Genomic DNA, 24064 nt, shown 5'->3' with positions numbered 1-24064 from the left:
CCCCAGGATGCGACGGCAGCCCGTCGCGAAGTGACGGGCGAGTACGGTCTATCGCGCCCGGCGCAGGGCTACAAGCAGGTCGCACATACCTTCACGCCGTATTCGATCCCGCGTACGCCGTCGCCCGCCCCGGCGCACCGGCAGGCGGTCAGCGCCGTGGCAGCGTCAGTTCGAACCAGACGGTCTTCCCGGCGTTCGTCCGGCTGGTACCCCACTCGCGCGCCAGTGTGCTCACCACGCGCAGCCCCCGCCCGAACTCGTCCCCGGGACCTGCGCTCAGCAGCGTCGGCAGCTCGTGGTCGTCGTCGTCCACCTCGCACAACAGCGTCTCGCCACGGACCAGCCGCAGCTCGACGGGACGGCTGTGCGCATGCCGTACGGCGTTGGTGACGAGCTCACTGACCAGCAGTTCCGCGGTGTCCGCCAGGCGGGCAAGACCCCAGTCGTGCAGCTGCTCGCGGACCACCGCACGGGCCCGGCCGACCTCGACCGGGTCGAGGGCGAGCCGCCATTCGGCGACGTCGTCGGGCTCGATGCCGTTGAGGCGGGCCATCAGCAGGGCGACGTCGTCCTTGCGGCCACCGCGCGTGTTGAGAGCGCGGATGATCGTGTCGCAGGCGTCGTCCATGGACGCGGCCGGATGGGCGGCCGACTCGCACAGCGTGGCCAGTCCTACGCCGATGTCCTCGCCGCGCACCTCGACCAGTCCGTCGGTGCACATCACGAGCCGGTCCCCGGGCTCCACGCGCACGCGTACCGCCTCGAAGGGCACGCCGCCGACCCCTATGGGCGCGCCCGTGGGCAGATCGAGCAGCTCGCTGCGGCCGTCCTCGGCCCGCACCAACACCGGCGGAATATGGCCCGCGTTGGCGATCTGCAGCTCGCCGGCGATCGGGTCGTAGACGGCGTACAGGCAGGTCGCGAGATAGGTGTCGCCGAGGCGCTGGGCGAGGTCGTCGAGGTTGCGCAGCAGCTGGGCGGGCGGCAGGTCCAGAGCAGCCATGGTCTGTACCGCCGTACGCAACTGGCCCATCATCGCGGCGGAGTTGAGGCCGTGGCCCATGACGTCGCCGACGACGAGGGCGGTGCGGGCGCCGGGCAGTTTCACGGAGTCGAACCAGTCGCCGCCGACGCGGCCGAGCAGGGTGCCGGGCAGATAGCGGGTGGCGATGTCGCACCCGGCCATGCGCTGCGGGATGTGCGGCAGCATGCTGTCCTGGAGGGTCTCGGCGACGCTCTCCTGGAAGGTGTACATCCGGGCGTTGTCGAGCACGAGCCCGGCGCGGGCGGCGAGTTCGGCGCCGGTGACGCGGTCCATGTCGTTGAAGACGGTCCGCTCGGGGTGGCGCAGCAGGATCATGAAGCCGAGCACCACATTGCGGGCCTTCAGCGGTACGACCAGCATGGAGCGGCCGGTGATCAGCGGCCGGATGTCGCGCTTTTCGAACTGCGAGGCGATGGCGTGGCCCATCTCCTCGCTGATGCGCGGCACCAGGACGGGGTCGCCGGTGGTCATGCACTGGAAGAACGGGGTGTGCGCGGGGAACGGCATGGCCTCGCCGACCGGTACGACGTCGTCCCAGCGGCCGGGTTCATCGGTGTGTTCGAGGGCGACCCGGTGCCACATGGTGGTCGTGTCCGGCACGCCCTCGGGGAACCCCTCGCCGGCGACGACCTGTTCACGCAGATAGGTACCGGCGACGTCGGTGAAGCGCGGTACGACGGCCCTGCTCACCTCGACGATGGTGCGGGCCAGATCGAGGGAGGTGCCGATGCGGCCGCTGACCTCGTTGAGGAACTCAAGGCGTTCGCGGACTGCGGCGTACTCCAGGTCCTGGCCCTCGTCGGAGGTGTCCTGCGGCACGGGCAGCCCCTGGGCGGCGGCGCGGGCGGCCCGCTCCTGGCGGGCCCTGCGCTCGGCGCGCCGCGGCACGCCCCAGTCGGGGGTGACGGGCACCCGGGCGTTCTGGCTGAACTCCAGGACGGGGTAGCCCAGTTCGAGGATCTGCCCGACGATCCGGGCGCTCTCCCCGACGCTCATGCTGGGCAGGATCTCGGGCAGCCGGCGGGCGAGTTCCTCGGCGCCGGGGAAGTCGGTGTGCAGGGCGAAGCCGGGCGCGATCCGCTCGAAGCCCAGGTCGGCGTGGTCGTCGGCGCCTTCGTGGTGCCGAAGCGCGCCCGCGTCGGCGGCGAGCACCAGCAGGCGCTCCTTCCCGGGGCCCACCAGCGGGTACGCCCACCACAGGACGTCGGCCCGGTCGGCACCCGGCACGGTGAGACGGGCGCGGCCCGCGGCGGGGTAGTTGAGCCGGCCGTCGAGCGACGACTCCAGGTCGGGCCCGAGGCCGTCGTAGGCGGCGTACGCCCCGTAGGGGGTGAGGTCCTCGTGCTCGGGCAGTGCTCCGCTGACGGGCAGCAGATCGACGGCGGGCCGGCCGAGCGCCTCCTCCTTGGCGGCGCCGAACAGCCGCCTGGCGCCGGTGCTCCAGTGGGAGACCAGGCCCTCGCGGTCCACGACGACGACGGCCAGAGGGACGCGGCCGACCGCGACCTGCTCCGTCGCGCCGCTCCCAGCTCCGCGGCTGGGAGGTGTGTCCCTCTCGATGCCACGGTCCATGGCCAAGGCCCTTTCTCCCCACGGCTCGGCAAGATCTGCACCGCCCTCTCCAACGGTACGGCGGGATCCGACGGTGATGTGCGGCAATACGGGAATTGGTGGACGGGAGCGCACCGGCGCACGGACCCCGCGCGCCGGCGGTCGTTCTCAGTCCTCGTGCCCCAGCTGAAGGTCGCGTTCCGTACGGCCGCCGCCGGCCACCTGGAGCACGGTGGCGACCGGCGGATAGCCCGCGGCGATCACGGTGTACTCGCCGGAGGACAGGTCGACGAAGCGGAAGGTGCCGTCCGGGCCCGTGGTGAGGGTGTCGACGACGTTGCCGGCCGCGTCGAGCAGCGTCACGCGCGCGTCCTCCACGGGCCTCCCGCCACCGGCCCGCACGGTGCCGCGCAGCACGGCGCCGCCGGCCAGTTCGACGTCCTGACGGGTCTCCCGGGATGCCTGCACGGTGACAGGCAGCGCGGCCGGGCGGAACGCGGGCGCGCTGGCGGCGAGGGTGTACTCGCCGGCCACCAGCTCGGTGATGACGTAGCCGCCCTCGCGTCCGCTGCGGGTGCTGGCGACGACCTCGCCGTGGACGTTGGTCAGGGTGACGGTCGCGTCCCGTACGGGTGTTCCGTCGGCGGTGCGGACGCTGCCGGCGAGACGGCCGGCACCGCCGAGGACGACGTCGAGTTCGACGGGGCGTTCGCCGACGGTGACGGAGACCGCCTGCGGCTGGTGTCCGCCCGCCGCGGCGATAAGGACGTAGGCCCCCGAGCCGGGCGTGGACAGTGCGTACCGCCCGTCCTCGCCGCTGGCGCCCCGGCCGATCTGCTGTCCCACGGCGTCGATGAGGGTGAGCGCCGCGCGCGGGACGACGGTTCCGTCGGGGTGCTGCACCGTGCCGCAGACGGGGACCCCCGGGGCGTACGGCGAACGGGCCTGTGGGACAGGGGCGTTGACGGGGGCGGCCTCGGTTTCGGCGGCGTTGTGGGACACCAGTGGTTTCTCCTTGAGGAAGAAGGCGATGAGCAGCCCGAGGACGAGCACCGGCACGAGGTAGAGGAAGATCCTCGGCATGGCGTCGGCGTAGGCCCGGATGTAGTCGTCGCGCAGGGCCGGGGGCAGCGCGTGGACGAGCTGCGGGGTGATGGACTCGGGTTCGGGGAGCCCTTCCGCGCGGGGAAGCCGCTCGTCCAGCGCGTCGGCGAGCCGGTCCGCGAAGAGGGTGCCGAAGATCGCGGCGCCGACGCTGCCGCCGATCTGCCGGAAGTAGTTGTTGGCGCTGGTGGCGGTGCCGAGGTCGGCGGGGCGCACGGAGTTCTGCACGGCGAGGATCAGGACGGGCATCACCATGCCGATACCGGCGCCGAGGACGGCCATCCAGAGGCTGTAGTGCAGCCGAGGCGTGTCGACGTCGAGCCGGGACAGCAGCCACATGCCGGCCACGGACAGAGCGCCGCCGAGCACGGGGTAGATCTTGTACCGCCCGGTGTGGCTGATGAGTTGGCCGGCCACGACGGAGGCGCCGACGATGCCGCCCATCATGGGCAGCATCAGCAGTCCGGACTCGGTGGCGGAGGCGCCGTCGACCATCTGCAGGAAGGTCGGCAGATAGCTGGCCGCGCCGAACAGGGCGACGCCGACCACCAGGCCGACCAGGCCGGTGATGTTGAAGACGGAGTCCCTGAACAGCCGCAGCGGGATGAGGGGTTCGGGGGCGAAGCGCTCGGCGAGGAGGAAGAGGACGGTGGAGAGCGCCGCGCCCGCGCCGAGGCCGAGGATGACGCGGGAGTCCCAGGCGTATTCGGTGCCGCCCCAACTGGTCAGCAGGACAAGGCAGGTGGAGGCGGCGGCGAGCAGCAGCGCGCCGAGGACGTCGAGGCGGGGCTTGGCGGTGGGCTTCGGCAGTTTCAGCACGACGGCGACGACGGCGAGGGTGACGATGCCGAAGGGGACGTTGATGTAGAAGCACCACCGCCAGGAGAGGTGGTCGGTGAAGTAGCCGCCGAGCAGGGGTCCGGCGACGGAGGCGAGGCCGAAGGCGGCGCCGATCAGGCCCATGTAGCGGCCGCGCTGCCGGGGCGGCACGATGTCGGCGATGATCGCCTGCACGCCGATCATGAGTCCGCCGGCGCCGACGCCCTGGACGGCGCGGTAGGCGATGAGCTGGTCCATGGTCTCGGCGCGGCCGGCGAGCGCGGAGCCGACGACGAAGACGACGATGGCGAACTGGAAGACGCCCTTGCGGCCGAGCAGGTCGCCGAGCTTGCCGTAGACCGGCAGGCCGATGGTGGAGGTGAGCAGGTAGGCGGTGATCGCCCAGGACATCCTGTCCAGGCCGTGCAGCTCGCCGACGATCTTCGGGAGCGCGGTGGCGACGATCATCTGCTCCAGCGCCGCCAGGAGCAGCGCGAGCATCAGCCCGAAGAAGACCAACCGGACCCGGCGCGGGCCGAGTTCGACGCCGGCGGCCGGTTCCTGCGCGGGATCCTCGGGGGGCGCCTCGACCGGTCGGTCCTTCACCAGAGTCGTGCCGCCCACGTGCCGCTCCCCTCGTCGCACCTGCCACGCAATTCCCGCTTAATGCGACAACTACGAGCAAGCGCGACGAGTTACGGCAGACCGGCGCGGCGGACTAAGATCCACTCGATCCGGTGAGCGGGGTCAACGCCCCTCGAACACCGGGGACTTACTTCTGGACCTCGGCGGCGAGCTTGTCGAGCAGCGCGTCGTAGATCCGGCCGAGCCCCTTGGGCGCGAAGGTCTTCTCGAAGAAGCCTCCGATGCCGCCGGCGCCCTGCCAGGTGGTGGTCACCACGACCCGGGAGCTGCCCTCGCCGGCCGGGGTGACCCGCCAGGTGGTGACCATGGAGGAGTTGCGGTCCTTCTCGACGAGTTCGCCGTCGGTGGGCTCGCTGACCTCCAGGAGGCAGTCGCGCACCCGCTTGCTGGTCGCCTGGAGCTTCCAGTGGACGAGGGTGCCCTCGCCGTCGCCGCCCTCGCGCACCTCGTATTCGCTGAAGTGCTCGGGCAGCAGCTTCTGCCGGGTGCCGTTGTAGTCGGCGAGGGCGTCGAACACCTTCTCCGCGTCCGCCGCGACGACCCGCTCCGTAGTGGCCTCGACCTGCGCCATTGACTTCCTCCAGGACCTCATTGCTCGGGGGTTGGGGCAAGCCAACCACCCCGCTCCCCGGCCGCCCAAATCGAGGTCGCACGATCAAGGGAACATATGTTCTATTGTTGGGGCCAGTGCTACCGAGGAGGTGTCATGCGCTGGGAGAACCTCGCCCCGGAGTCCGACCACAGCAGGGCCGATGCCACACTGTTCGGCGCGGACGCGGTGACCACCCGCACCTTCGACACGCCGGAGTTCCGCGGGATCACCTTCCACGAGATCCGGGCCCGCTCGATCATCAACCGGGTGCCCGGCGCCTCCCGGATGCCGTTCGAGTGGACGGTCAACCCCTATCGCGGCTGCTCGCACGCGTGCGTGTACTGCTTCGCGCGCAAGACGCACAGCTATCTCGACCTGGACACCGGGCTCGGTTTCGACTCCCAGATCGTGGTCAAGGTGAACGCCCCGGAGCTGCTGCGCCGTCAGCTCGGCTCGCGCCGCTGGCTGGGCGAGCACATCGCGATGGGCACGAACGTCGACTGCTACCAGCGCGCGGAGGGCCGCTACCGGCTCATGCCGGGCATCATCGGCGCCCTGCGCGACCACGCGAACCCCTTCTCGATCCTGACGAAGGGCACCCTGATCCTGCGCGACCTGGAGCTGCTGAAGCAGGCGGCCGAGGTCACGGACGTCGGCATCTCGGTCTCGGTCGGCTTCCTCGACCCCGGGCTGTGGCGCACCGTCGAGCCGGGCACACCCGCCCCCGAGCGCCGCCTGGAGGTCGTCCGGGTGCTGGGCGAGCACGGCATCGGGTGCGGGGTGCTGATGGCCCCGGTGATCCCGTTCCTGAGCGACGAGCCGGCCCAACTGCGGGCCACCGTCAGGGCGATCGCGGCCGCGGGCGCCACCTCCGTCACCCCGCTCGTACTGCATCTGCGCCCCGGCGCCCGCGAGTGGTTCATGGCCTGGCTCGAACAGCACCACCCGTATCTGGTACGACGCTACGAGCGGCTCTACGCCGACAGCGCCTACGCCCCGAAGTGGTACCAGCGCCGGATCACCCGTCAGGTCCACGAACTGGCCGAGGAGTACGGCATCGGCCCCACGCGCGCGGGGATGCCGCGCCGGATCCGGAATCCCGAGCCCTCGCAGCCGGTGATGTCCGAACCGACCCAACTCACGTTGATCTGAGAGCGTTCGAGCGCATCGGACGGCCCAATCGGGTCAAGTATTGTCAGAACACGTTCTTCCGGGCGTACTTTCCGGGACGATGCGGCGTGGACCGTGACCTTCGCGGTCCGAAACCCTCCGTCCTGGGAGGACTCCATGAGAAAACGCGCAGCCGTGCTGTGCGGTGCCGCCGTCGTCGTGGCCGGGTCGTTCACGGCCGTGCCCGCCGAGGCGAGCGCGCCGCAGTCGACTCCGAAGCTCAACTGGAAGAGCTGCGGCACCACCACCTATCCGACGCTTCAGTGCGCGTCCCTCAAGGTCCCGCTCGACCATGCGAACCCGCACGGGCAGCAGATCACCCTCGCCCTCTCCCGCGTCCCGCACACCGCGAAGAAGTACCAGGGCCCGCTGCTGGTCAACCCCGGCGGTCCCGGCGGCAGCGGTCTGACGCTGGCCGGATTCGTCGCGTCCACGCTGCCCAAGGAGGTCGCGGCGCAGTACGACGTCATCGGCTTCGACCCGCGCGGCGTCGGCAAGAGCAAGCCCGCCCTCGACTGCAAGCCCGGCCACTTCAACCCGGTGCGCCCCGACTCCGTGCCGAGCACACCGGAGATCGAGCAGGCCAACCTGGTCCGCGCCGAGTCCTTCGCCAAGGCCTGCGGCGAGAAGTACGCGCATCTGCTGCCCTACATCAACACGATCAGCGCCGTGCAGGACATGGACCGGATCCGTCACGCGGTCGGCGCCGAACAGATCAATTACTTCGGTTACTCGTACGGCACCTATCTCGGCGCGGTCTACGCCAAGCTCTTCCCGGAGCGGGTGCGGCGGCTGGTCCTGGACTCGGTCGTCGACCCGACCGGCGTCTGGTACGACGACAACCTCGCGCAGGACTACGCCTTCAACGACCGTCATCTGGCGTTCATGGCCTGGGTCGCCAAGTACAACGGCACCTACAAGCTGGGCACCGACCCGGCGAAGATCGAGGCCAAGTGGTACGCGATGCGCGCCGCGCTGGCCAAGACGCCGGCCGGCGGCAAGGTGGGCGCCTCCGAGCTGGAGGACACCTTCCTGCCCGGCGGCTACTACAACGGCTACTGGCCCTATCTCGCCGAGGCGTTCGCGGCGTACGTGAACGACAAGGACGCCGACCCGCTGGTCGAGGCGTACGAGAACTTCGCCGCCGTCGACGCCGCCGGCGACAACGGCTACAGCATCTACACGTCGGTGCAGTGCCGTGACGCCGCCTGGCCGAGCGACTGGGACGAGTGGCGCGAGGACAACTGGGCGGTGTACGAGAAGGCGCCGTTCATGACCTGGAACAACGCCTGGTACAACGCGCCGTGCGCGTTCTGGCCGACCGAGTCCCTGGAGCCGGTGAACGTGGCCAACGGCAAGCTGCCGCCGGTGCTGCTGTTCCAGGCGACCGGTGACGCGGCCACCCCGTACCACGGCGCCGTGACGGTGCATCAGCTGCTGTACGGCTCCAGCCTGGTGGTGGAGCAGGGCGGCGGGAACCACGGCGTCACACTGAGCGGCAACAGCTGCCTGGACAAGCACCTTGCGGCGTATCTCACCGACGGCACGGTGCCGCGCAGCGGCGGCGAGGTCGACGCGGTGTGCGACGCGCTGCCCGACCCGAAGCCGCCGGCCACGACGTCGTCCGCCGCGCGGGGCTCCACGCTGCACGGCCTGCTCGGCTTCCGCGGCTGAGCACAAAGTCGGGGGCGGACTGTCGGACTCATGGTCCACCATGGGCACATGAGTGAGCTGACCAGGATCGCCGCCCCCGACGGGCTCGCCCCCGCTGCCCAGTACTCCCACGTCGTGCTGGGCAGCGGCCGTTTCGTCGCCGTCTCCGGCCAGCTCGCCCTGGACGAGGACGGCAGGCTCGTGGGCGAGGGCGATCCGGCGGCGCAGGCCCGCCAGGTCTTCGAGAACCTCCGGCGCTGTCTGGCCGCCGCGGGAGCGACCTTCGACGAGGTCGTCAAACTCACCTTCTTCGTCACGGACATGGCACACCTGCCCGCGATCCGCGCGGCCCGCGCCGAGCACATACCGGACGACCGCCTGCCGGCCGCTTCGGCGGTGCAGGTGGCGGCCCTGGTCCGGCCCGAGTTCCTGATGGAGATCGAGGCGTTCGCGGTGGTGGCCGAGTGACGGACATCCGCGTACGGGACATGGTGTACGCCGACTGCGACCGCGTCGCCGAGATCCGCATCGGCGGCTGGCGGACCGCGTACCGGGGGCTGATGCCGCAGCCGTACCTCGACGCCCTCAGCGTCGCCGACGACGCCGAGCGGCGCCGCACCCGCTTCTCTCAGGGCGACGGCACATTGGTGAACCTGATCGCCGAGCGGTCCGGCACCACCGTCGGCTGGGCCTGCCACGGGCCGTACCGCGACGGCGACACCCGCACCGAGGACGCCGAGCTCTACGCGATCTACGTCGACCCCGGGCACTACGGCGACGGCGCCGGCCGCGCCCTGCTGGAGGAGTCGGTACGCCGCTGCACGGCCGCCGGGCACCGGCGCATGCTGCTGTGGGTCCTGAAGGGCAACGTCCGCGCCCGCCGCTTCTACGAGCGGGCGGGTTTCCGTCCGGACGGCGCCGAGGAGCCGTTCGAGGTGGACGGGGTTCCGGTTCCCGAGGTGCGGTACGCGCGGGAGCTGCCCGCCCGGTGACGGCTCACCGCTGCCCCGGGATCCGCGCCAGCGCGTGGACCGCGGCCTCGGCCAGCGCCGGGTGGGCGAGGGCCTCGCGCAGGACGGTGCGGGCGCGGGTGTCGCCGAGAGCGCCGAGCCCCTCGACGCAGGCGAGCGCCACCCGGCGGTAGGGGTCGTGCGGGCGCAGTCGCCGTTCCAGGGTGGTGATCAGGGCGGGTACGGCCTCGGGCGCGCGCAGTTCCACCAGGAGCCGGACGGGGTGCAGGGCGTAGGCGACGCGCAGTTCGTTGGTGGCGAGGGCCGCCGCAGCGCGGGCCGTGCGCGGGTCGTCCAGCCGGGCCAGGGCGTACGCGGCGGAGGCGCAGCGCTGCGGGTCACGGTGGTTGAGCAGCAGGACCAGGGATTCGAAGGCCCGGTTGTCGCCCGCGAGGCCGAGCCGGAACGCGGCCAGCTCCCGGGCCCACAGCGGCTGTCCGGGGGCGGTGAGCACTCCGGCCAGCTCGTCGAGGTCCTCGCTCGCCGCCAGACGGTCGCAGGCCTTCGGCGCCCCCGACTCCTGCCGTAAGCGCTCCGTGAGCGATCGCAACTCTTCGTCCATGACACGCAGCCTAGGCGGCCCGTCGGCGTCCCGGGACGTACATCACAAACACGAGGGCTGGCGCGCTCGTTACCCACCGGTTAAGCTCATTCGAGCGAGTTACCCACTCGCGGAACTCCTTGCGGAGGCCTGGTGACGCAGCCGCCGCAAGCGCAGTCGGTTCGGTACGTCAGGTACCGCAGTACGACCCGGCTTGGGACAGGGCCGGTCGGATACCGCCGCTCGCGGGCGTGTGCACGCCCGTGACCACGGCACCGGGCGTGTGCGCTCGCAGCCCGGCAACACCCGCATCTCTCAGGCACCCGGTGCGCCCTTCGGCGCACCCGGGCGCATTCCCAGTCGTCACCCTCATTCCAGGAGTCCCGCGATGGCCACTCCCCTGTCCGACACCCCTCTGTCCCCGCTCAAGACGATCGCCGTCGTCGGCCTCGGCACCATGGGCACCGGCATCGCCGAAGTCCTCGCCAAGGCCGGCCGTGAGGTCATCGGCATCGACATCAGCGAGGCCGCGGCCGCCCAGGCCGTCGCCGCCCTGGAGACCTCGACCGCCCGCGCCGTGGAGCGCGGCCGGCTGACCGAGGAGCAGCGCGCGGACCTCCTCGCCCGCGTGAGCATCTCCACCGACCTGCACGCCGCGGCCGACGCCGACCTGGTGATCGAGGTGGCGCCGGAGTCGTACGAGATCAAGCACCAGATCTTCCGTGAGCTGGACGGGATCGTGCGGCCGGAGACCGTCCTGGCCACCGGCACCAACGCGCTCTCCGTCACCCGGCTCGCGGCCGACTCGGCCCGCCCCGAGCGCGTGCTCGGACTGCACTTCTTCAACCCGGCCCCGGCGATGCGGCTGGTCGAGGTCGTCTCCTCCGTGCTGACCGCGCCCGCGGCCGTCACCGCCGTCACCAACCTCGCCCTCGACCTCGGCAAGGAGCCCGTCGCGGTCGGCGACCGGCCCGGATTCGTCGCCGACGGCCTGCTGTTCGGCTACCTCAACCAGGCCGCCGCGATGTACGAGGCCAAGTACGCCTCCCGCGAGGACATCGACGCCGCCATGCGGCTCGGCTGCGGGCTGCCCATGGGCCCCCTCGCCCTGCTCGACCTCATCGGCATCGACACCGCGCGCACGGTCCTGGACGCCATGTACGCCGAGTCCCGCGACCGGCTGCACGCCCCGGCCCCGATCCTCAAGCAGCTCAGCGAGGCGGGCCTGACGGGCCGTAAGTCGGGGCGCGGCTTCTACTCGTACGAGGCCCCGGGCAGCGCGACGGTCGTGCCGGACGCCCTGACGCCGCTCTCCGGTGGCCCGGCGGTCCCCGGGCGTCCCGTCCGCTCCGTCGGTGTCGCGGGCTCGGGCACCATGGCCTCCGGCATCGCCGAGGTCTTCGCCAAGGCGGGCTACGAGGTCGTCCTCGCCGCCCGCAGCGAGGAGAAGGCGCAGGCGGCGAAGGCCAGGATCGGCAAGTCGCTCGCGCGCTCCGTCGACAAGGGCCGGATGACCGCCGAGGCCGCCGCGCAGACCCTGGACCTCATCACTCCGGCGGGCTCCTACGACGCCTTCGCCGAGGTCGACCTGGCGGTCGAGGCCGTCGCCGAGGACCTGGAGATCAAGCAGCAGCTGTTCGCGGCGCTGGACAAGGTCTGCAAGCCGGGCGCGGTGCTGGCCACCACGACCTCCTCGCTGCCCGTCGTCGCCTGTGCCCGCGCCACCTCGCGTCCGCAGGACGTGATCGGCATGCACTTCTTCAACCCGGCCCCGGCCATGAAGCTGGTCGAGGTCGTCCGTACGGTGCTGACGGCCGAGGACGTCCACGCGACCGTCCGCGAGGTCTGCGGGAAGATCCGCAAGCACGCGGTCGACTGCGGTGACCGGGCCGGGTTCATCGTGAACGCGCTGCTGTTCCCGTACCTCAACAACGCGATCAAGATGGTGCAGGAGCACTACGCCTCGCTCGACGACATCGACGCGGCGATGAAGCTGGGCGGCGGCTACCCGATGGGCCCGTTCGAGCTCCTGGACGTCGTCGGCCTGGATGTCTCGCTGGCCATCGAGAAGGTCCTGCACCGCGAGTTCCGCGACCCGGGCCTGGCGCCGGCCCCGCTCCTGGAGCACCTGGTGGCCGCGGGCTGCCTCGGCCGCAAGACGGGCCGCGGCTTCCGCGAATATGCCCGCCGCTGACCGGCCCGGCGACTGGTTCAGAGCCGGCGAGGACTGGGGCGGACTGCTCGACCCCGCCGGCTCTCCCCCACCCGCCGGACCCGCAGGCCCCCTGCCCGCACGGGGCGGGGGGTACCCCGGGCATGAGCGCCAACCTGGGCACATGCAGTACGTTCGGGTCATGTCCCAGCCCGCCAAGTCCTCACGTACACCAGCCACGCCCGACGCGCCGGAAAGTGCCGCAGGCAGTCGCGCGGCGGCCCAGCGGCTCAAGATGCGCCGAGAACTGGCGGCCGCTGCGATGGAGCTGTTCGCGACCAAGGGGTACGAGGCGACCACCGTCGACGAGATCGCGGCCCAGGCCGGGGTCGCCCGCCGCACCTTCTTCCGCCACTTCCGGTCCAAGGAAGAGGCGATCTTCCCCGACCACGACGACACCCTGATCCGCGCCGAGGCGGTGCTCAACGCCGCCCCCGCCCACGAGCACCCGCTCGACACGGTGTGCCGCGGCATCAAGGAAGTCATGCGGATGTACGCGGCCCGCCCGGAGATCTCGGTCGCCCGCTACAAGCTCACGCGCGAGGTGCCCACCCTCCGCGAGGCCGAGATCGCGTCGGTGGCCCGCTACGAACGCCTCTTCACCCGTTATCTCCTCGGTCACTTCGACGAACACGCGCACGACGACGACGCCAACGACGACCCGCTGCTGGCGGAGGTCGCCGCGTCCGCCGTGGTCACCGCCCACAACCATGTGCTGCGTCGCTGGCTGCGGGCGGGCGGCCAGGGCGATGTGGAGTCCCAGCTGGACCACGCCTTCGCCATCGTGCGCAAGACGTTCGGCACGGGCATAGGCGCGGGCCGCACCAGCACGCCCAAGCCGGCCGCCGCGACGGTGTCCACGCAGGGCGAGGTGCTGGTGACGGTCGCCCGCACCGATGCTCCGCTGGACGAGGTGATGCGGACCATCGAGGAGGCACTCAAGGACCGCTGAGCCGCCTTCGCCACTGTGAGCACGGCCACCCCTCGGGGTGGCCGTTTTGGCATGTCAGGGCAGGTTTTCAGGCACCTTTCAGTCCCCGTTCGATCGATCATCGCTCATTTGTTACGTAAAGATTTCACCTGAGAGCAATCTCTGGCACTCAGTGCCTTGTCAGGTGACACGCGGTGTCATACGTTGATGTTGTCCGGGCGGCCGGCGTGCAGAGACCTTTCGTACGCCGGCTGTCCCCGCAGACCTCTCCGGACTGCGCGCCCGGGCGCCTGCGTCACAGGCAACCTCCCGCGCCACAAAGCGCTGCCGAAAGCATCACCCGCCGAACCGACGGCACCCACAAAACCCTCAGCAGCACCGACGTAACCCTCAGCGTCCCTCCCTCAGGACGCCATTCGCCGGAGGCAACACCGTGACCGTGAAGGACATCCTGGACGCGATCCAGTCGCCGGACTCGACGCCGGACGACTTCGCAGCCCTGCCGCTCCCCGAGTCGTACCGCGCGATGACCGTGCACAAGGACGAGACCGAGATGTTCGCGGGTCTCACCACCCGCGACAAGGACCCCCGCAAGTCGCTGCACCTGGACGAGGTGCCGCTGCCCGAACTGGGCCCGGGCGAGGCTCTGGTGGCCGTCATGGCCTCCTCGGTCAACTACAACTCGGTGTGGACCTCGATCTTCGAGCCGCTGCCGACCTTCGGGTTCCTGGAGCGCTACGGCAAGCTCAGCGAGCTCACCAGGCGCCACGACCTGCCGTACCACATCATCGGCTCCGACCTCGCGGGCGTCGTCCTGCGCACCGGCCCGGGCGTCAACGCCTGGCGGCCCGGCGACGAGGTCGTCGCGCACTGTCTGTCGGTCGAGCTGGAGTCCAGCGACGGCCACAACGACACCATGCTCGACCCCGAGCAGCGCATCTGGGGCTTCGAGACCAACTTCGGCGGCCTCGCGGAGGTCGCGCTGGTCAAGTCCAACCAGCTGATGCCCAAGCCGGACCACCTCAGCTGGGAGGAGGCCGCCGCCCCGGGCCTGGTCAACTCCACCGCGTACCGGCAGCTGGTCTCCCGCAACGGCGCCGGCATGAAGCAGGGCGACAACGTCCTGATCTGGGGCGCCAGCGGCGGACTCGGCTCCTACGCCACGCAGTTCGCGCTGGCCGGCGGCGCCAACCCGATCTGTGTCGTCTCCAGCGACCAGAAGGCGGACATCTGCCGTTCGATGGGCGCCGAGGCGATCATCGACCGCACCGCCGAGGACTACAAGTTCTGGAAGAACGAGCACGAGCAGGACCCGCGCGAGTGGAAGCGCTTCGGCAAGCGCATCCGCGAGCTCACCGGCGGCGAGGACGTCGACATCGTCTTCGAGCACCCCGGCCGCGAGACCTTCGGCGCCTCGGTCTACGTCACGCGCAAGGGCGGCACCATCGTCACCTGCGCCTCGACGTCGGGCTACAACCACGAGTACGACAACCGCTACCTGTGGATGTCCCTGAAGCGGATCATCGGCTCGCACTTCGCCAACTACCGCGAGGCCTGGGAGGCCAACCGGCTGGTCGCGAAGGGCAAGATCCACCCGACGCTGTCGAAGGTGTACTCCCTGGAGGAGACCGGCCAGGCCGCCTACGACGTGCACCGCAACCTCCACCAGGGCAAGGTCGGCGTGCTGTGCCTGGCCCCCGAGGAGGGCCTGGGTGTGCGCAACGAGGAGCTGCGCGCCCAGCACATCGACGCCATCAACCGCTTCCGGAACATCTGAGGTCCCCTAGATGACTGAGCGTCAGAAGGACCGGCCGTGGCTCATGCGGACCTACGCCGGTCACTCCACCGCCGAGGCGTCCAACGAGCTGTACCGGCGCAACCTGGCCAAGGGTCAGACGGGTCTGTCCGTCGCCTTCGACCTGCCGACGCAGACCGGCTACGACCCCGACCACGTCCTCGCCCGCGGCGAGGTCGGCCGGGTCGGGGTGCCCGTCTCGCACCTCGGTGACATGCGCCGGCTGTTCCAGGACATCCCCCTGGAGCAGATGAACACCTCGATGACCATCAACGCCACCGCCATGTGGCTGCTGGCGCTCTACCAGGTCGTCGCGGAGGAGCAGGGTGCGGACATCACCAAGCTCCAGGGCACGACCCAGAACGACATCGTCAAGGAGTACCTGTCCCGGGGCACGCACGTGTTCCCGCCCGGGCCCTCGCTCCGTCTGACGACGGACATGATCGCGTACACGGTCTCCCACATCCCGAAGTGGAACCCGATCAACATCTGCAGCTACCACCTGCAGGAGGCGGGCGCCACGCCGGTCCAGGAGATCGCGTACGCGATGTCCACCGCGATCGCGGTCCTCGACGCCGTGCGCGACAGCGGCCAGGTGCCCGAGGAGCGCATGGGTGACGTCGTCGCCCGGATCTCCTTCTTCGTGAACGCGGGCGTCCGCTTCGTCGAGGAGATGTGCAAGATGCGCGCCTTCGGCCGCATCTGGGACAAGGTCACCCGTGAGCGCTACGGCATCCAGGACCCCAAGCAGCGCCGCTTCCGCTACGGCGTCCAGGTCAACTCGCTCGGCCTGACCGAGGCGCAGCCGGAGAACAACGTCCAGCGGATCGTGCTGGAGATGCTGGCCGTCACCCTCTCCAAGGACGCACGCGCGCGTGCCGTCCAGCTCCCCGCCTGGAACGAGGCGCTGGGCCTGCCCCGCCCCTGGGACCAGCAGTGGTCGCTGCGCATCCAGCAGGTGCTCGCCCATGAGAGCGACCTGCTGGAGTACGAGGACATCTTCGAGGGCTCGAAGGTGATCGAGTCCAAGGTCGAGGCGCTCATCGAGGAGTCGCTCGCGGAGATCGAGCGGATCCAGGAGATGGGCGGCGCGATGGCCGCCGTGGAGTCCGGCTACCTGAAGTCTCAGCTCGTGGCGTCCCACGCCGAGCGCCGTGCTCGTATCGAGTCCGGCCAGGAGAAGATCGTCGGCGTCAACATCTTCGAGACGACCGAGCCCAACCCCCTGACGGCCGATCTCGACACGGCCATCCAGACGGTCGACCCGGCGGTCGAGGCCCGGGTGATCGCGGCCATGCAGGACTGGCGCGACACGCGCTACCAGCCGCCCTTCAACCACCCGCGCCCCTGCAAGGCGCTGGAGAAGCTGAAGGAGGCCGCGAAGGGCACCGCGAACCTCATGGAGGCCACCCTGGAGTGCGCCCGGGCCGGCGTCACGACCGGCGAGTGGGCGGGCGCCCTGCGCGAGGTCTTCGGCGAGTTCCGGGCCCCCACCGGCGTCTCCTCCGCGCCCGTCGCGGTGACCGCCGAGGAGGGCACGGCGATGGCCGACGTCCGCCGCAGGGTGGACGCGACGGCCCGCGACATGGGCGTGGGCAAGCTGCGCTTCCTGGTCGGCAAGCCGGGCCTGGACGGGCACTCCAACGGCGCCGAGCAGATCGCCGTGCGGGCCCGCGACGCCGGGTTCGAGGTGGTCTACCAGGGCATCCGGCTCACCCCGGAGCAGATCGTGGACGCGGCCCTCGCCGAGGACGTGCACGCGGTCGGCCTGTCCATCCTGTCCGGCTCGCACGCCCAGCTGGTGCCGGACGTGCTGGAACGGCTCCGTGTGGCCGGTGCCACAGATATCCCGGTGATCGCCGGTGGCATCATCCCCAATGGTGACGCCGAGCAGCTCAGGGCCGCCGGAGTCGCCGCGGTCTTCACCCCGAAGGACTTCGACATCACCGGAATCATCGGCCGCATCGTCGACGAGATCCGCAAAGCGAACAAGCTCGACCCCCTGGAGGTCCCCGCATGACCACGCCCGTCAACCGTCTGCGTCCGCGACGCTCCTGCCTCGCGGTGCCGGGAAGCAACCCCCGCTTCCTGGAGAAGGCGCAGGGCCTCCCCGCCGACCAGGTCTTCCTGGACCTTGAGGACGCCTGCGCCCCGCTCGCCAAGCCCGAGGCGCGGCACACCATCGTCAAGTTCCTCAACGAGGGCGACTGGACCGGCAAGACGCGGGTCGTGCGCGTCAACGACTGGACGACGGAGTGGACGTACCGCGATGTCGTGACCGTCGTCGAGGGCGCCGGCCAGAACCTCGACTGCATCATGCTGCCGAAGGTGCAGACCGCCGAGCAGATCGTCGCCCTGGACCTGCTGCTGACGCAGATCGAGAAGACGATGGGCTTCGAGGTCGGCAAGATCGGCATCGAGGCGCAGATCGAGAACGCGCAGGGCCTGAACAACGTCAACGAGATCGCGACGGCCTCCCAGCGCGTCGAGACGATCATCTTCGGCCCGGCCGACTTCATGGCGTCGATCAACATGAAGTCGCTGGTCGTCGGCGAGCAGCCGCCCGGCTACCCGGCGGACGCCTACCACTACATCCTGATGAAGATCCTGATGGCCGCCCGCGCCAACAACCTCCAGGCGATCGACGGCCCCTACCTCCAGATCCGCAACATCGACGGCTACCGCGAGGTCGCCCAGCGCGCCGCGGCCCTCGGTTTCGACGGCAAGTGGGTACTGCACCCGGGCCAGGTCGAGGCGTCCAACGAGATCTTCTCGCCCTCGCAGGAGGACTACGACCACGCCGAGCTGATCCTGGACGCGTACGACTACTACACGTCCGAGGCGGGCGGCAAGAAGGGCTCCGCGATGCTCGGCGACGAGATGATCGACGAGGCCAGCCGCAAGATGGCGCTGGTCATCTCCGGCAAGGGCCGGGCCGCCGGCATGCAGCGCACCAGCAAGTTCGAGATTCCGGAGGCGTAAGGCCATGCAGTTCGGGCGCACCTACGAGGAGTTCGAGGTCGGGGCGGTCTACAAGCACTGGCCCGGGAAGACGGTCACGGAGTACGACGACCACCTCTTCTGTCTCCTCACCATGAACCACCACCCGCTCCACATGGACGTCAACTATGCGGAGAACACGACGGACTTCGGCAAGAACGTCGTCGTAGGGAACTACATCTACTCGCTGCTGCTGGGCATGTCCGTGCCGGACGTGTCGGGCAAGGCGATCGCCAACCTGGAGATCGAGTCGCTGCGGCACGTGGCACCGACCTTCCACGGTGACACGATCTACGGCGAGACGACGGTCCTCGACAAGACGCCCTCGAAGTCGAAGAACGACCGCGGCATCGTCTACGTCGAGACCAAGGGCTACAAGCAGGACGGCACCCTGGTCTGTGTGTTCCGCCGCAAGGTGATGGTGCCGACCGAGACGTACATCAAGGAGCGCGGCGGCGAGCAGCCGGGCCGCCCCGAGCTCAAGGAACAGGGGAAGTAGCCATGGCGCGCCTCGCCCAGACCGCCGGTCTGACCGACATCCAGCAGGAGATCCTGTCCACCGTCCGCGACTTCGTGGACAAGGAGATCATCCCGGTCGCGACCGAGCTGGAGCACCGCGACGAGTACCCGCAGCAGATCGTCGACGGCCTCAAGGAGTTGGGCCTGTTCGGCCTGATGATCCCGGAGGAGTACGGCGGTCTGGGCGAGTCGCTCCTGACGTACGCGCTGTGCGTCGAGGAGATCGCCCGCGGCTGGATGTCGGTGTCCGGCATCATCAACACGCACTTCATCGTGGCGTACATGCTCAAGCAGCACGGCACGCAGGAGCAGAAGGACCACTTCCTGCCGCGCATGGCGGCCGGCGACATCCGCGGCGCCTTCTCGATGTCGGAGCCGGGCCTGGGCTCCGATGTGTCGGCCATCACGTCCAAGGCGGTCAAGGACGGCGACGAGTACGTCCTCAACGGCCAGAAGATGTGGCTGACGAACGGCGGAACGTCCTCTCTGGTCGCCGTTCTCGTCCGAAGTGACGAAGGACACCCCGAGGGCACGGCGCCCCACAAGTCGATGACGACCTTCCTCGTGGAGAAGGAGCCGGGCTTCGGCGAGGTGCGCCCCGGTCTGACGATCCCGGGCAAGATCGACAAGATGGGCTACAAGGGCGTAGACACGACCGAACTCATCATGGACGGCCTGCGCATTCCGGCGGATCGGGTGCTCGGCGGGGTCACCGGCCGAGGTTTTTACCAAATGATGGACGGCGTGGAAGTCGGGCGCGTCAACGTCGCGGCGCGTGGCTGCGGCGTCGCTCAGCGTGCTTTCGAACTGGGTGTCCAGTACGCCCAGCAACGTCACACTTTCGGCAAGCCGATCGCCCAGCACCAGGCGATCCAGTTCAAGCTCGCGGAGATGGCTACCAAGGTCGAGGCCGCTCATGCGATGATGGTGAACGCGGCACGCAAAAAGGACTCCGGGGAACGAAACGACCTTGAGGCTGGGATGGCGAAGTACCTCGCCTCCGAGTACTGCAAGGAGGTCGTGGAGGATGCCTTCCGGATCCACGGCGGCTACGGCTTCTCCAAGGAGTACGAGATCGAGCGCCTCTACCGTGAGGCCCCGATGCTGCTGATCGGTGAAGGTACCGCCGAGATCCAGAAAATGATCATCGGGCGCAGGTTGCTCGAAGAGTATCGATTCCAGGGCTAGATGTCTGGTTTCGGGGTGTTTTCTTCGAGAAGAAGATCACACCCCGTCAACACTCTTCAGCCGCCGACTCGGCTTCCTGGCTTGCCCAGTTGTGGCCCGCGACCGGTACGATCCCGGGAAAGCCGCCGTCCCCCGTTACTGCGCGGCATCATCCGCTACGAAGGTCATCCATGCCCCACAGCCAAACCTCTGCACCTCGCGACAGCCGAGTCGGCGTACGCCTCGCGCGCGGAGCATCGCCGTGGCTTCTCCCGACCGTCGCCACCGCAGCCCTCAGCCTGGCCAAGGCGCGCCGCTCCGGCGCCGCCAGGGCCGTGGCCGTGCCCGCCACCGCGCTCGCGGCGGGCATGCTGTGGTTCTTCCGCGACCCCGAGCGCGAGATCGCCCCGGGCCGGGTCATCTCGCCGGCCGACGGTGTGGTGCAGAGCATCATGCCGTGGAAGGACGGTCGCACCCGCGTCGCGATCTTCATGAGCCCGCTCAACGTCCACGTCAACCGTGCGCCCCTCTCCGGCACGGTGACGTCGGTCGAGCACATCCCGGGTGGGTTCGTTCCGGCGTTCAACAAGGAGAGCGAGAACAACGAGCGCGTAGTCTGGCATTTCGACACCGAACTCGGCGACATCGAAATGATCCAGATCGCCGGCGCAGTGGCTCGTCGCATCGTGCCTTACATCCCGCAGGGGACGAAGGTCGAGCAGGGCGACCGCATCGGTCTGATCCGCTTCGGTTCGCGCGTCGACATCTACCTGCCCGAGGGCGTGGAGGTCGCGGTCGAGGTCGGGCAGAAGACCGTGGCTGGGGTGACTCGCATTGACCGTGATTGATCCGGAGACGCAGGCGGGCTGGGTGCCCGAGGCCGATGAGGTGGACGACGAGGAGGAGATGCCTCTTTCTCTCCGCCTCTCAATAGCGGACACCCTCACCCTCGGCAACGCCACGTGCGGCTTCATGGCGGTGTACTTCACCACCACGGGGATCCTGATCCCGCACCTCACGGGCAGCCAGGAGACGGGCATGGCCCGCCACAGCGCGGCGACCGCCGTGATCCTCATGCTGTGCGCGGCCGTCTTCGACCTCTTCGACGGCCTGGTGGCGCGCAAGCTGCGCTCCTCGCCGATGGGCGCGGAGCTGGACAACCTCTCGGACCTGATCAGCTTCGGGCTGGCGCCGGCGTACTTCGTGCTGGTGTACGGCATGGTCGCGGACGACGCGCACCAGAGAGTGGCTGCGGTCGGGGCGATCGTGGTGCTGCTGGCTGTGGTCCTCCGTCTGGCGCGGTTCTCGTGCGTGACGGTGAAGGACGGCACCTTCCAGGGCATGCCGTCGCCGTTCGGGGCGCTGACGGTGGTCTCGATCGTGCTGCTGGAGCTGCCGTTCGTGGCGACGCTGCTGGCGATCCTGGGGACGGCGTGGCTGATGGTGAGCCGGGTCGAGTACCCGAAGCCGCGGGGCCGGCTGGCGGTCGCGATGCTCTCGTGGATCGTGCTGTCGATGGGGCTGCTGGCGGCCTGGGCGTTCGACGCCCCGAGCGGCCAGCTGCTGCTGCAGACCGGCTGCGCGCTTCAGCTGGTCATGGGCGCGGTGATCCCCCTGTTCGCCACGGCTCGCCGGGTGAACAACTTCCGCGACAACCGCCGCGAGGCGCGGGCGGCGCAGCTTCCGTAGGGCGTACGTACGTGGGCCCCGGATCTGGTGACGGGTCCGGGGCCTTGCGTTTTTTTGCCCCCGTCCAGGGGGCTCTGCCCCCTGGACCCCCGCTCCTCAAACGCCGGAGGGGCTGAAGTTAGCCCGTCCGGCGTTTGAGGACGAGGCCCGTTCAGGGCCGAAGCGGGGGTCTGGGGGCGCAGCCCCCAGGGGGCGGGAATGGGTAGGGGCGGCGGGGGCGAAACAAGCCCTGCCTCAGCGCAGGAAGTCCTCCGCGATGCGGGCCGCCGATCGCTCCAGGATCGGGCCCGCGTCCGCGATGCACTTCGAGACGTCCGATTCGAGGTCCGTGAGGGCGTACGCGCGCCGGATGCCCGCCCGGCCAAGGGCCTCCGGCGGCAGCGCCAGGCGGCCACAAACCGCCACGACCTCCTTGCCCGCCGCCCGAGCCGCCGCGGCGACACCCGCCGGAGCCTTCCCGTGCAGGGTCTGCTCGTCCAGCGAGCCCTCCCCGGTGATCACCAGGTCCGCCCGCTCCAGCGCCGGCGCGAAGCCGAGCACATCGAGCATGACCTCGATCCCGGGACGGAACCGCGCGCCGACGAGCAGCGCACCGTAGCCGATGCCACCCGCCGCACCCGCGCCCGGCGAGGCCGCGTACTCCGCGGCCCGGCCCCCGACGGCCCGCTCAAGCACCTCCGCGAAGTGCGCCAGCGCAGCGTCCAGCGCCGCCACGTCGTCCGGCGAGGCCCCCTTCTGCGGGCCGTAGACGGCGGGTGCGCCCTTCGGGCCGGTCAACGGGTTGTCGACGTCGCTCGCGAGCACCAGTTCGACGGAGGCGAGACGCGGGTCCAGGTCCGAGAGGTCCGCGGAGGCCAGGCCGGCCAGTCCCCCGCCGCCCGGCGGCACCGGCTCCCCGTCCGCGTCCAGGAAGCGCGCGCCCAGCGCGGCGAGCATCCCCGCGCCACCGTCCGTCGTGGCGCTGCCGCCGACGCCGAACACGATCGTCCGCGCGCCCGCGTCGAGCGCGGCCCGCAGCAGCTCCCCGGAGCCGTACGTTGACGCCGTGAGCGGCGCGAAGACGCCGGCCGGGAGCCGCTGGAGACCGCTGGCCTCCGCCATCTCCACGACGGCCGTGTCGCCGCGCAGCGCGAACGCCGCCGTCACCTCGTCGCCCAGGGGCCCGGCGACCCGTACCTCGCGCCGCTCGAACCCGGCCGCGACCGCGGCGTCCACGGTCCCGTCGCCGCCGTCCGCGACGGGCAGGGCCTCGACGTCGAGGTCGGGCACGATCCGCCGCAGTCCGGCCATGACGCGCTCGGCGACCTGTACGGCCGTCAGCGACCCCTTGAACTTGTCCGCGGCGATGAGCACGCGCTGTGTCACCTGTGTTCCCCTTGCTCTCCGGGCCTCACGCATGTCAAGGCCAGTCGCGCCGCTGCGACCTTAACCTCAAGGCGCCCCCGCCGTCATGCCCCGACCAGCCCCTGGACCGTCCCGAAGGACCCGCTGTGCGGGCGCCCGGAATCGGGTAGACCGGTGCTATGACCCCTGTCGGCACTGAGCCAGAGCTCGCCGACCGCGTACTCGGGGGCTGGCTGGGCCGGATCGCCGGCAACATGCTGGGCAAGCCGGTCGAGCAGGGCGACCTGTGGACGCGGGAGCGCATCGACCAATACCTGCGGCAGGCCGCCGCCCTGCCCCTCACGGACTACCTTCCCGAGCCCCCGAGCGAGGACGACGGCTTCGAGCTGCGCCCCGAGTGGCGCCAGTGCGTACGCGGCCGGATCCACGGCAGCTGCCGCGACGACGACGTCGACTACGCGATCCTCGGCCTGGACCTGCTGGAGACCCACGGCTTCGCCTTCAGCACCGAGCAGGTCGGCGACCTGTGGCTGCTGCGGCTGCCGTATCTGCAGACCTTCACCGCCGAGCGGGCCGCCTACCGCAACCTCGCCAACGGCCTCAAGCCGCCGCTGACCGCCACCTACGACAACCCGTACCAGGAGTGGATCGGGGCGCTGATCCGGGCCGACATCTACGGCTGGACCTGCCCGGGCGCCCCGCGCCACGCCGCGGCGCTCGCCCGCCGGGACGCGGTGCTGTCCCACACCGGCAACGGCGTGTACGGCGCGATGTGGGCGGCGGCGCTGATCTCGGCCGCGTTCACCGCCTCCGGCGTACGGCCCGCCCTGGACCAGGCGCTGGCGGTGATCCCGGCGAGCAGCCGTCTCGCCCGCACCGTCCGCCGGGTCATCTCGCTCCACGACACCCGGATGACCTGGGAGGACACCCTCACCACGGTGGCCGAGGAGACCGCGGGCCTCGGCTGGATCCACACCGTCCCGAACGCCGCCGTGCTCACCGCCGGGCTCCTGTACGGCGACGGCGACTTCACCCGCACCATCACGCTGACGGTGCGGGGCGGGCTGGACACCGACTCCAACGGGGCCACCGCGGGATCGGTGGCCGGGGTGCTCACCGGGGCGGAGGCGATTCCGGCGCAGTGGCGTGACCCTTTGGAGGACACGGTGCGCAGTGCGGTGTTCGGATTCGACGGGGTGCGGATCAGCGAGCTGGCGGAGCGGACGGTGAGGCTGGTCGGCAGCGAGTGACGGCCGGCTCCGATCGCGCGGTCGTCG

The 24064-nt window shown here is 70.3% G+C and carries 19 protein-coding genes; 14 read left to right on the top strand and 5 right to left on the bottom strand.

Going from position 1 to position 24064, the window contains the following annotated elements; all coding sequences use genetic code 11:
* Positions 1–148: 148 nt before the first annotated feature.
* From AB0Q90_RS36525 to AB0Q90_RS36515, 3 genes are all read right to left on the bottom strand, one after another.
* On the bottom strand, positions 149–2617 hold the full coding sequence (locus AB0Q90_RS36525; protein ID WP_363158373.1) for a SpoIIE family protein phosphatase: 2469 nt from the start codon (positions 2615–2617) through the stop codon (positions 149–151).
* A 147-nt stretch (positions 2618–2764) separates the two neighbouring features.
* The gene (locus tag AB0Q90_RS36520) at positions 2765–5143 is read right to left on the bottom strand and encodes an MFS transporter (RefSeq protein ID WP_363158374.1); all 2379 of its coding nucleotides are present in this window, start codon (positions 5141–5143) and stop codon (positions 2765–2767) included.
* 148 nt (positions 5144–5291) lie between these two features.
* Positions 5292–5735, bottom strand: coding sequence for an SRPBCC family protein (locus AB0Q90_RS36515; RefSeq protein WP_363158375.1), 444 nt, complete (start codon positions 5733–5735; stop codon positions 5292–5294).
* A gap of 135 nt (positions 5736–5870) precedes the next feature.
* On the opposite strand from AB0Q90_RS36515, the gene AB0Q90_RS36510 reads away from it, so the two are divergent.
* The 4 genes from AB0Q90_RS36510 to AB0Q90_RS36495 all read left to right on the top strand — a co-directional run bounded on the left by AB0Q90_RS36510 (position 5871) and on the right by AB0Q90_RS36495 (position 9571).
* A complete protein-coding gene (locus AB0Q90_RS36510) occupies positions 5871–6908 on the top strand; it encodes an Rv2578c family radical SAM protein (protein WP_363158376.1) in 1038 nt (345 codons plus the stop codon).
* Positions 6909–7043: 135 nt separating this feature from the next.
* Positions 7044–8600, top strand: a complete 1557-nt coding sequence (locus AB0Q90_RS36505) for an alpha/beta hydrolase (protein ID WP_363158377.1) — start codon at positions 7044–7046, stop codon at positions 8598–8600.
* Between the two features lie 48 nt (positions 8601–8648).
* Positions 8649–9047 (top strand): RidA family protein, encoded by a 399-nt coding sequence (locus AB0Q90_RS36500; RefSeq protein WP_363158378.1) that lies wholly within the window; start codon positions 8649–8651, stop codon positions 9045–9047.
* 20 nt (positions 9048–9067) lie between these two features.
* Positions 9068–9571 carry a GNAT family N-acetyltransferase gene (locus tag AB0Q90_RS36495; RefSeq protein ID WP_363158685.1) on the top strand — a complete coding sequence of 168 codons (504 nt, stop codon included), beginning with the start codon at positions 9068–9070 and terminating at the stop codon, positions 9569–9571.
* 4 nt (positions 9572–9575) lie between these two features.
* Here AB0Q90_RS36495 and AB0Q90_RS36490 read toward each other — a convergent pair whose 3' ends face one another.
* A complete protein-coding gene (locus tag AB0Q90_RS36490) occupies positions 9576–10151 on the bottom strand; it encodes an adenylosuccinate lyase (RefSeq protein WP_363158379.1) in 576 nt (191 codons plus the stop codon).
* 367 nt (positions 10152–10518) lie between these two features.
* Here AB0Q90_RS36490 and AB0Q90_RS36485 point away from each other — a divergent pair, with 367 nt between their 5' ends.
* The 9 genes from AB0Q90_RS36485 (at position 10519) to pssA (ending at position 21443) form a co-directional block, all read left to right on the top strand.
* Positions 10519–12324, top strand: a complete 1806-nt coding sequence (locus tag AB0Q90_RS36485) for a 3-hydroxyacyl-CoA dehydrogenase family protein (RefSeq protein WP_363158380.1) — start codon at positions 10519–10521, stop codon at positions 12322–12324.
* A 160-nt stretch (positions 12325–12484) separates the two neighbouring features.
* Entirely contained in the window at positions 12485–13294 is an 810-nt protein-coding gene (locus AB0Q90_RS36480; protein ID WP_363158381.1) for a TetR family transcriptional regulator, read from the top strand.
* A 418-nt stretch (positions 13295–13712) separates the two neighbouring features.
* The gene (gene ccrA / locus AB0Q90_RS36475) at positions 13713–15050 is read left to right on the top strand and encodes a crotonyl-CoA carboxylase/reductase (protein ID WP_363158686.1); all 1338 of its coding nucleotides are present in this window, start codon (positions 13713–13715) and stop codon (positions 15048–15050) included.
* 10 nt (positions 15051–15060) lie between these two features.
* Complete coding sequence (locus AB0Q90_RS36470) at positions 15061–17088, top strand: protein meaA (RefSeq protein ID WP_363158382.1); 2028 nt, start codon at positions 15061–15063, stop codon at positions 17086–17088.
* Positions 17085–18050 (top strand): CoA ester lyase, encoded by a 966-nt coding sequence (locus tag AB0Q90_RS36465; protein WP_007385825.1) that lies wholly within the window; start codon positions 17085–17087, stop codon positions 18048–18050. The genes AB0Q90_RS36470 and AB0Q90_RS36465 overlap by 4 nt, the downstream gene beginning before the upstream one ends.
* Positions 18051–18054: 4 nt before the next feature.
* Complete coding sequence (locus AB0Q90_RS36460; protein WP_015656728.1) at positions 18055–18567, top strand: MaoC family dehydratase; 513 nt, start codon at positions 18055–18057, stop codon at positions 18565–18567.
* Positions 18568–18569: 2 nt separating this feature from the next.
* On the top strand, positions 18570–19775 hold the full coding sequence (locus tag AB0Q90_RS36455) for an acyl-CoA dehydrogenase family protein (protein WP_356925391.1): 1206 nt from the start codon (positions 18570–18572) through the stop codon (positions 19773–19775).
* A 170-nt stretch (positions 19776–19945) separates the two neighbouring features.
* The gene (locus AB0Q90_RS36450) at positions 19946–20602 is read left to right on the top strand and encodes a phosphatidylserine decarboxylase (RefSeq protein ID WP_363158383.1); all 657 of its coding nucleotides are present in this window, start codon (positions 19946–19948) and stop codon (positions 20600–20602) included.
* 22 nt (positions 20603–20624) lie between these two features.
* The gene (pssA, locus tag AB0Q90_RS36445; RefSeq protein ID WP_363158687.1) at positions 20625–21443 is read left to right on the top strand and encodes a CDP-diacylglycerol--serine O-phosphatidyltransferase; all 819 of its coding nucleotides are present in this window, start codon (positions 20625–20627) and stop codon (positions 21441–21443) included.
* A gap of 234 nt (positions 21444–21677) precedes the next feature.
* Here pssA and AB0Q90_RS36440 read toward each other — a convergent pair whose 3' ends face one another.
* Complete coding sequence (locus tag AB0Q90_RS36440) at positions 21678–22796, bottom strand: glycerate kinase (protein WP_363158688.1); 1119 nt, start codon at positions 22794–22796, stop codon at positions 21678–21680.
* A gap of 170 nt (positions 22797–22966) precedes the next feature.
* Between AB0Q90_RS36440 and AB0Q90_RS36435 the strand changes: the two genes are divergently transcribed.
* Entirely contained in the window at positions 22967–24037 is a 1071-nt protein-coding gene (locus tag AB0Q90_RS36435; protein ID WP_363158384.1) for an ADP-ribosylglycohydrolase family protein, read from the top strand.
* The last annotated feature ends 27 nt before the right edge of the window (positions 24038–24064 follow it).

Source organism: Streptomyces sp. NPDC079141 (assembly GCF_040686775.1).
In the GTDB taxonomy this organism is placed as follows: Bacteria; Actinomycetota; Actinomycetes; order Streptomycetales; family Streptomycetaceae; genus Streptomyces.
Note: the sequence above shows the minus strand (reverse complement) of the source record. Positions and strands in the feature narration are given on the sequence as shown.

Bases quoted from the DNA above. Each gene is read 5' to 3' on its own strand.
- AB0Q90_RS36455 (WP_356925391.1), top strand. From the start codon at position 18,570: ATGGCGCGCCTCGCCCAGACCGCCGGTCTGACCGACATCCAGCAGGAG.
- AB0Q90_RS36505 (WP_363158377.1), top strand. From the start codon at position 7,044: ATGAGAAAACGCGCAGCCGTGCTGTGCGGTGCCGCCGTCGTCGTGGCC.
- AB0Q90_RS36525 (WP_363158373.1), bottom strand. From the start codon at position 2,617: ATGGACCGTGGCATCGAGAGGGACACACCTCCCAGCCGCGGAGCTGGG.
- AB0Q90_RS36435 (WP_363158384.1), top strand. From the start codon at position 22,967: ATGACCCCTGTCGGCACTGAGCCAGAGCTCGCCGACCGCGTACTCGGG.
- AB0Q90_RS36460 (WP_015656728.1), top strand. From the start codon at position 18,055: ATGCAGTTCGGGCGCACCTACGAGGAGTTCGAGGTCGGGGCGGTCTAC.
- AB0Q90_RS36515 (WP_363158375.1), bottom strand. From the start codon at position 5,735: ATGGCGCAGGTCGAGGCCACTACGGAGCGGGTCGTCGCGGCGGACGCG.
- AB0Q90_RS36465 (WP_007385825.1), top strand. From the start codon at position 17,085: ATGACCACGCCCGTCAACCGTCTGCGTCCGCGACGCTCCTGCCTCGCG.
- AB0Q90_RS36485 (WP_363158380.1), top strand. From the start codon at position 10,519: ATGGCCACTCCCCTGTCCGACACCCCTCTGTCCCCGCTCAAGACGATC.
- AB0Q90_RS36500 (WP_363158378.1), top strand. From the start codon at position 8,649: ATGAGTGAGCTGACCAGGATCGCCGCCCCCGACGGGCTCGCCCCCGCT.
- AB0Q90_RS36495 (WP_363158685.1), top strand. From the start codon at position 9,068: ATGGTGTACGCCGACTGCGACCGCGTCGCCGAGATCCGCATCGGCGGC.
- AB0Q90_RS36470 (WP_363158382.1), top strand. From the start codon at position 15,061: ATGACTGAGCGTCAGAAGGACCGGCCGTGGCTCATGCGGACCTACGCC.
- AB0Q90_RS36490 (WP_363158379.1), bottom strand. From the start codon at position 10,151: ATGGACGAAGAGTTGCGATCGCTCACGGAGCGCTTACGGCAGGAGTCG.
- AB0Q90_RS36510 (WP_363158376.1), top strand. From the start codon at position 5,871: ATGCGCTGGGAGAACCTCGCCCCGGAGTCCGACCACAGCAGGGCCGAT.
- AB0Q90_RS36450 (WP_363158383.1), top strand. From the start codon at position 19,946: ATGCCCCACAGCCAAACCTCTGCACCTCGCGACAGCCGAGTCGGCGTA.
- AB0Q90_RS36480 (WP_363158381.1), top strand. From the start codon at position 12,485: ATGTCCCAGCCCGCCAAGTCCTCACGTACACCAGCCACGCCCGACGCG.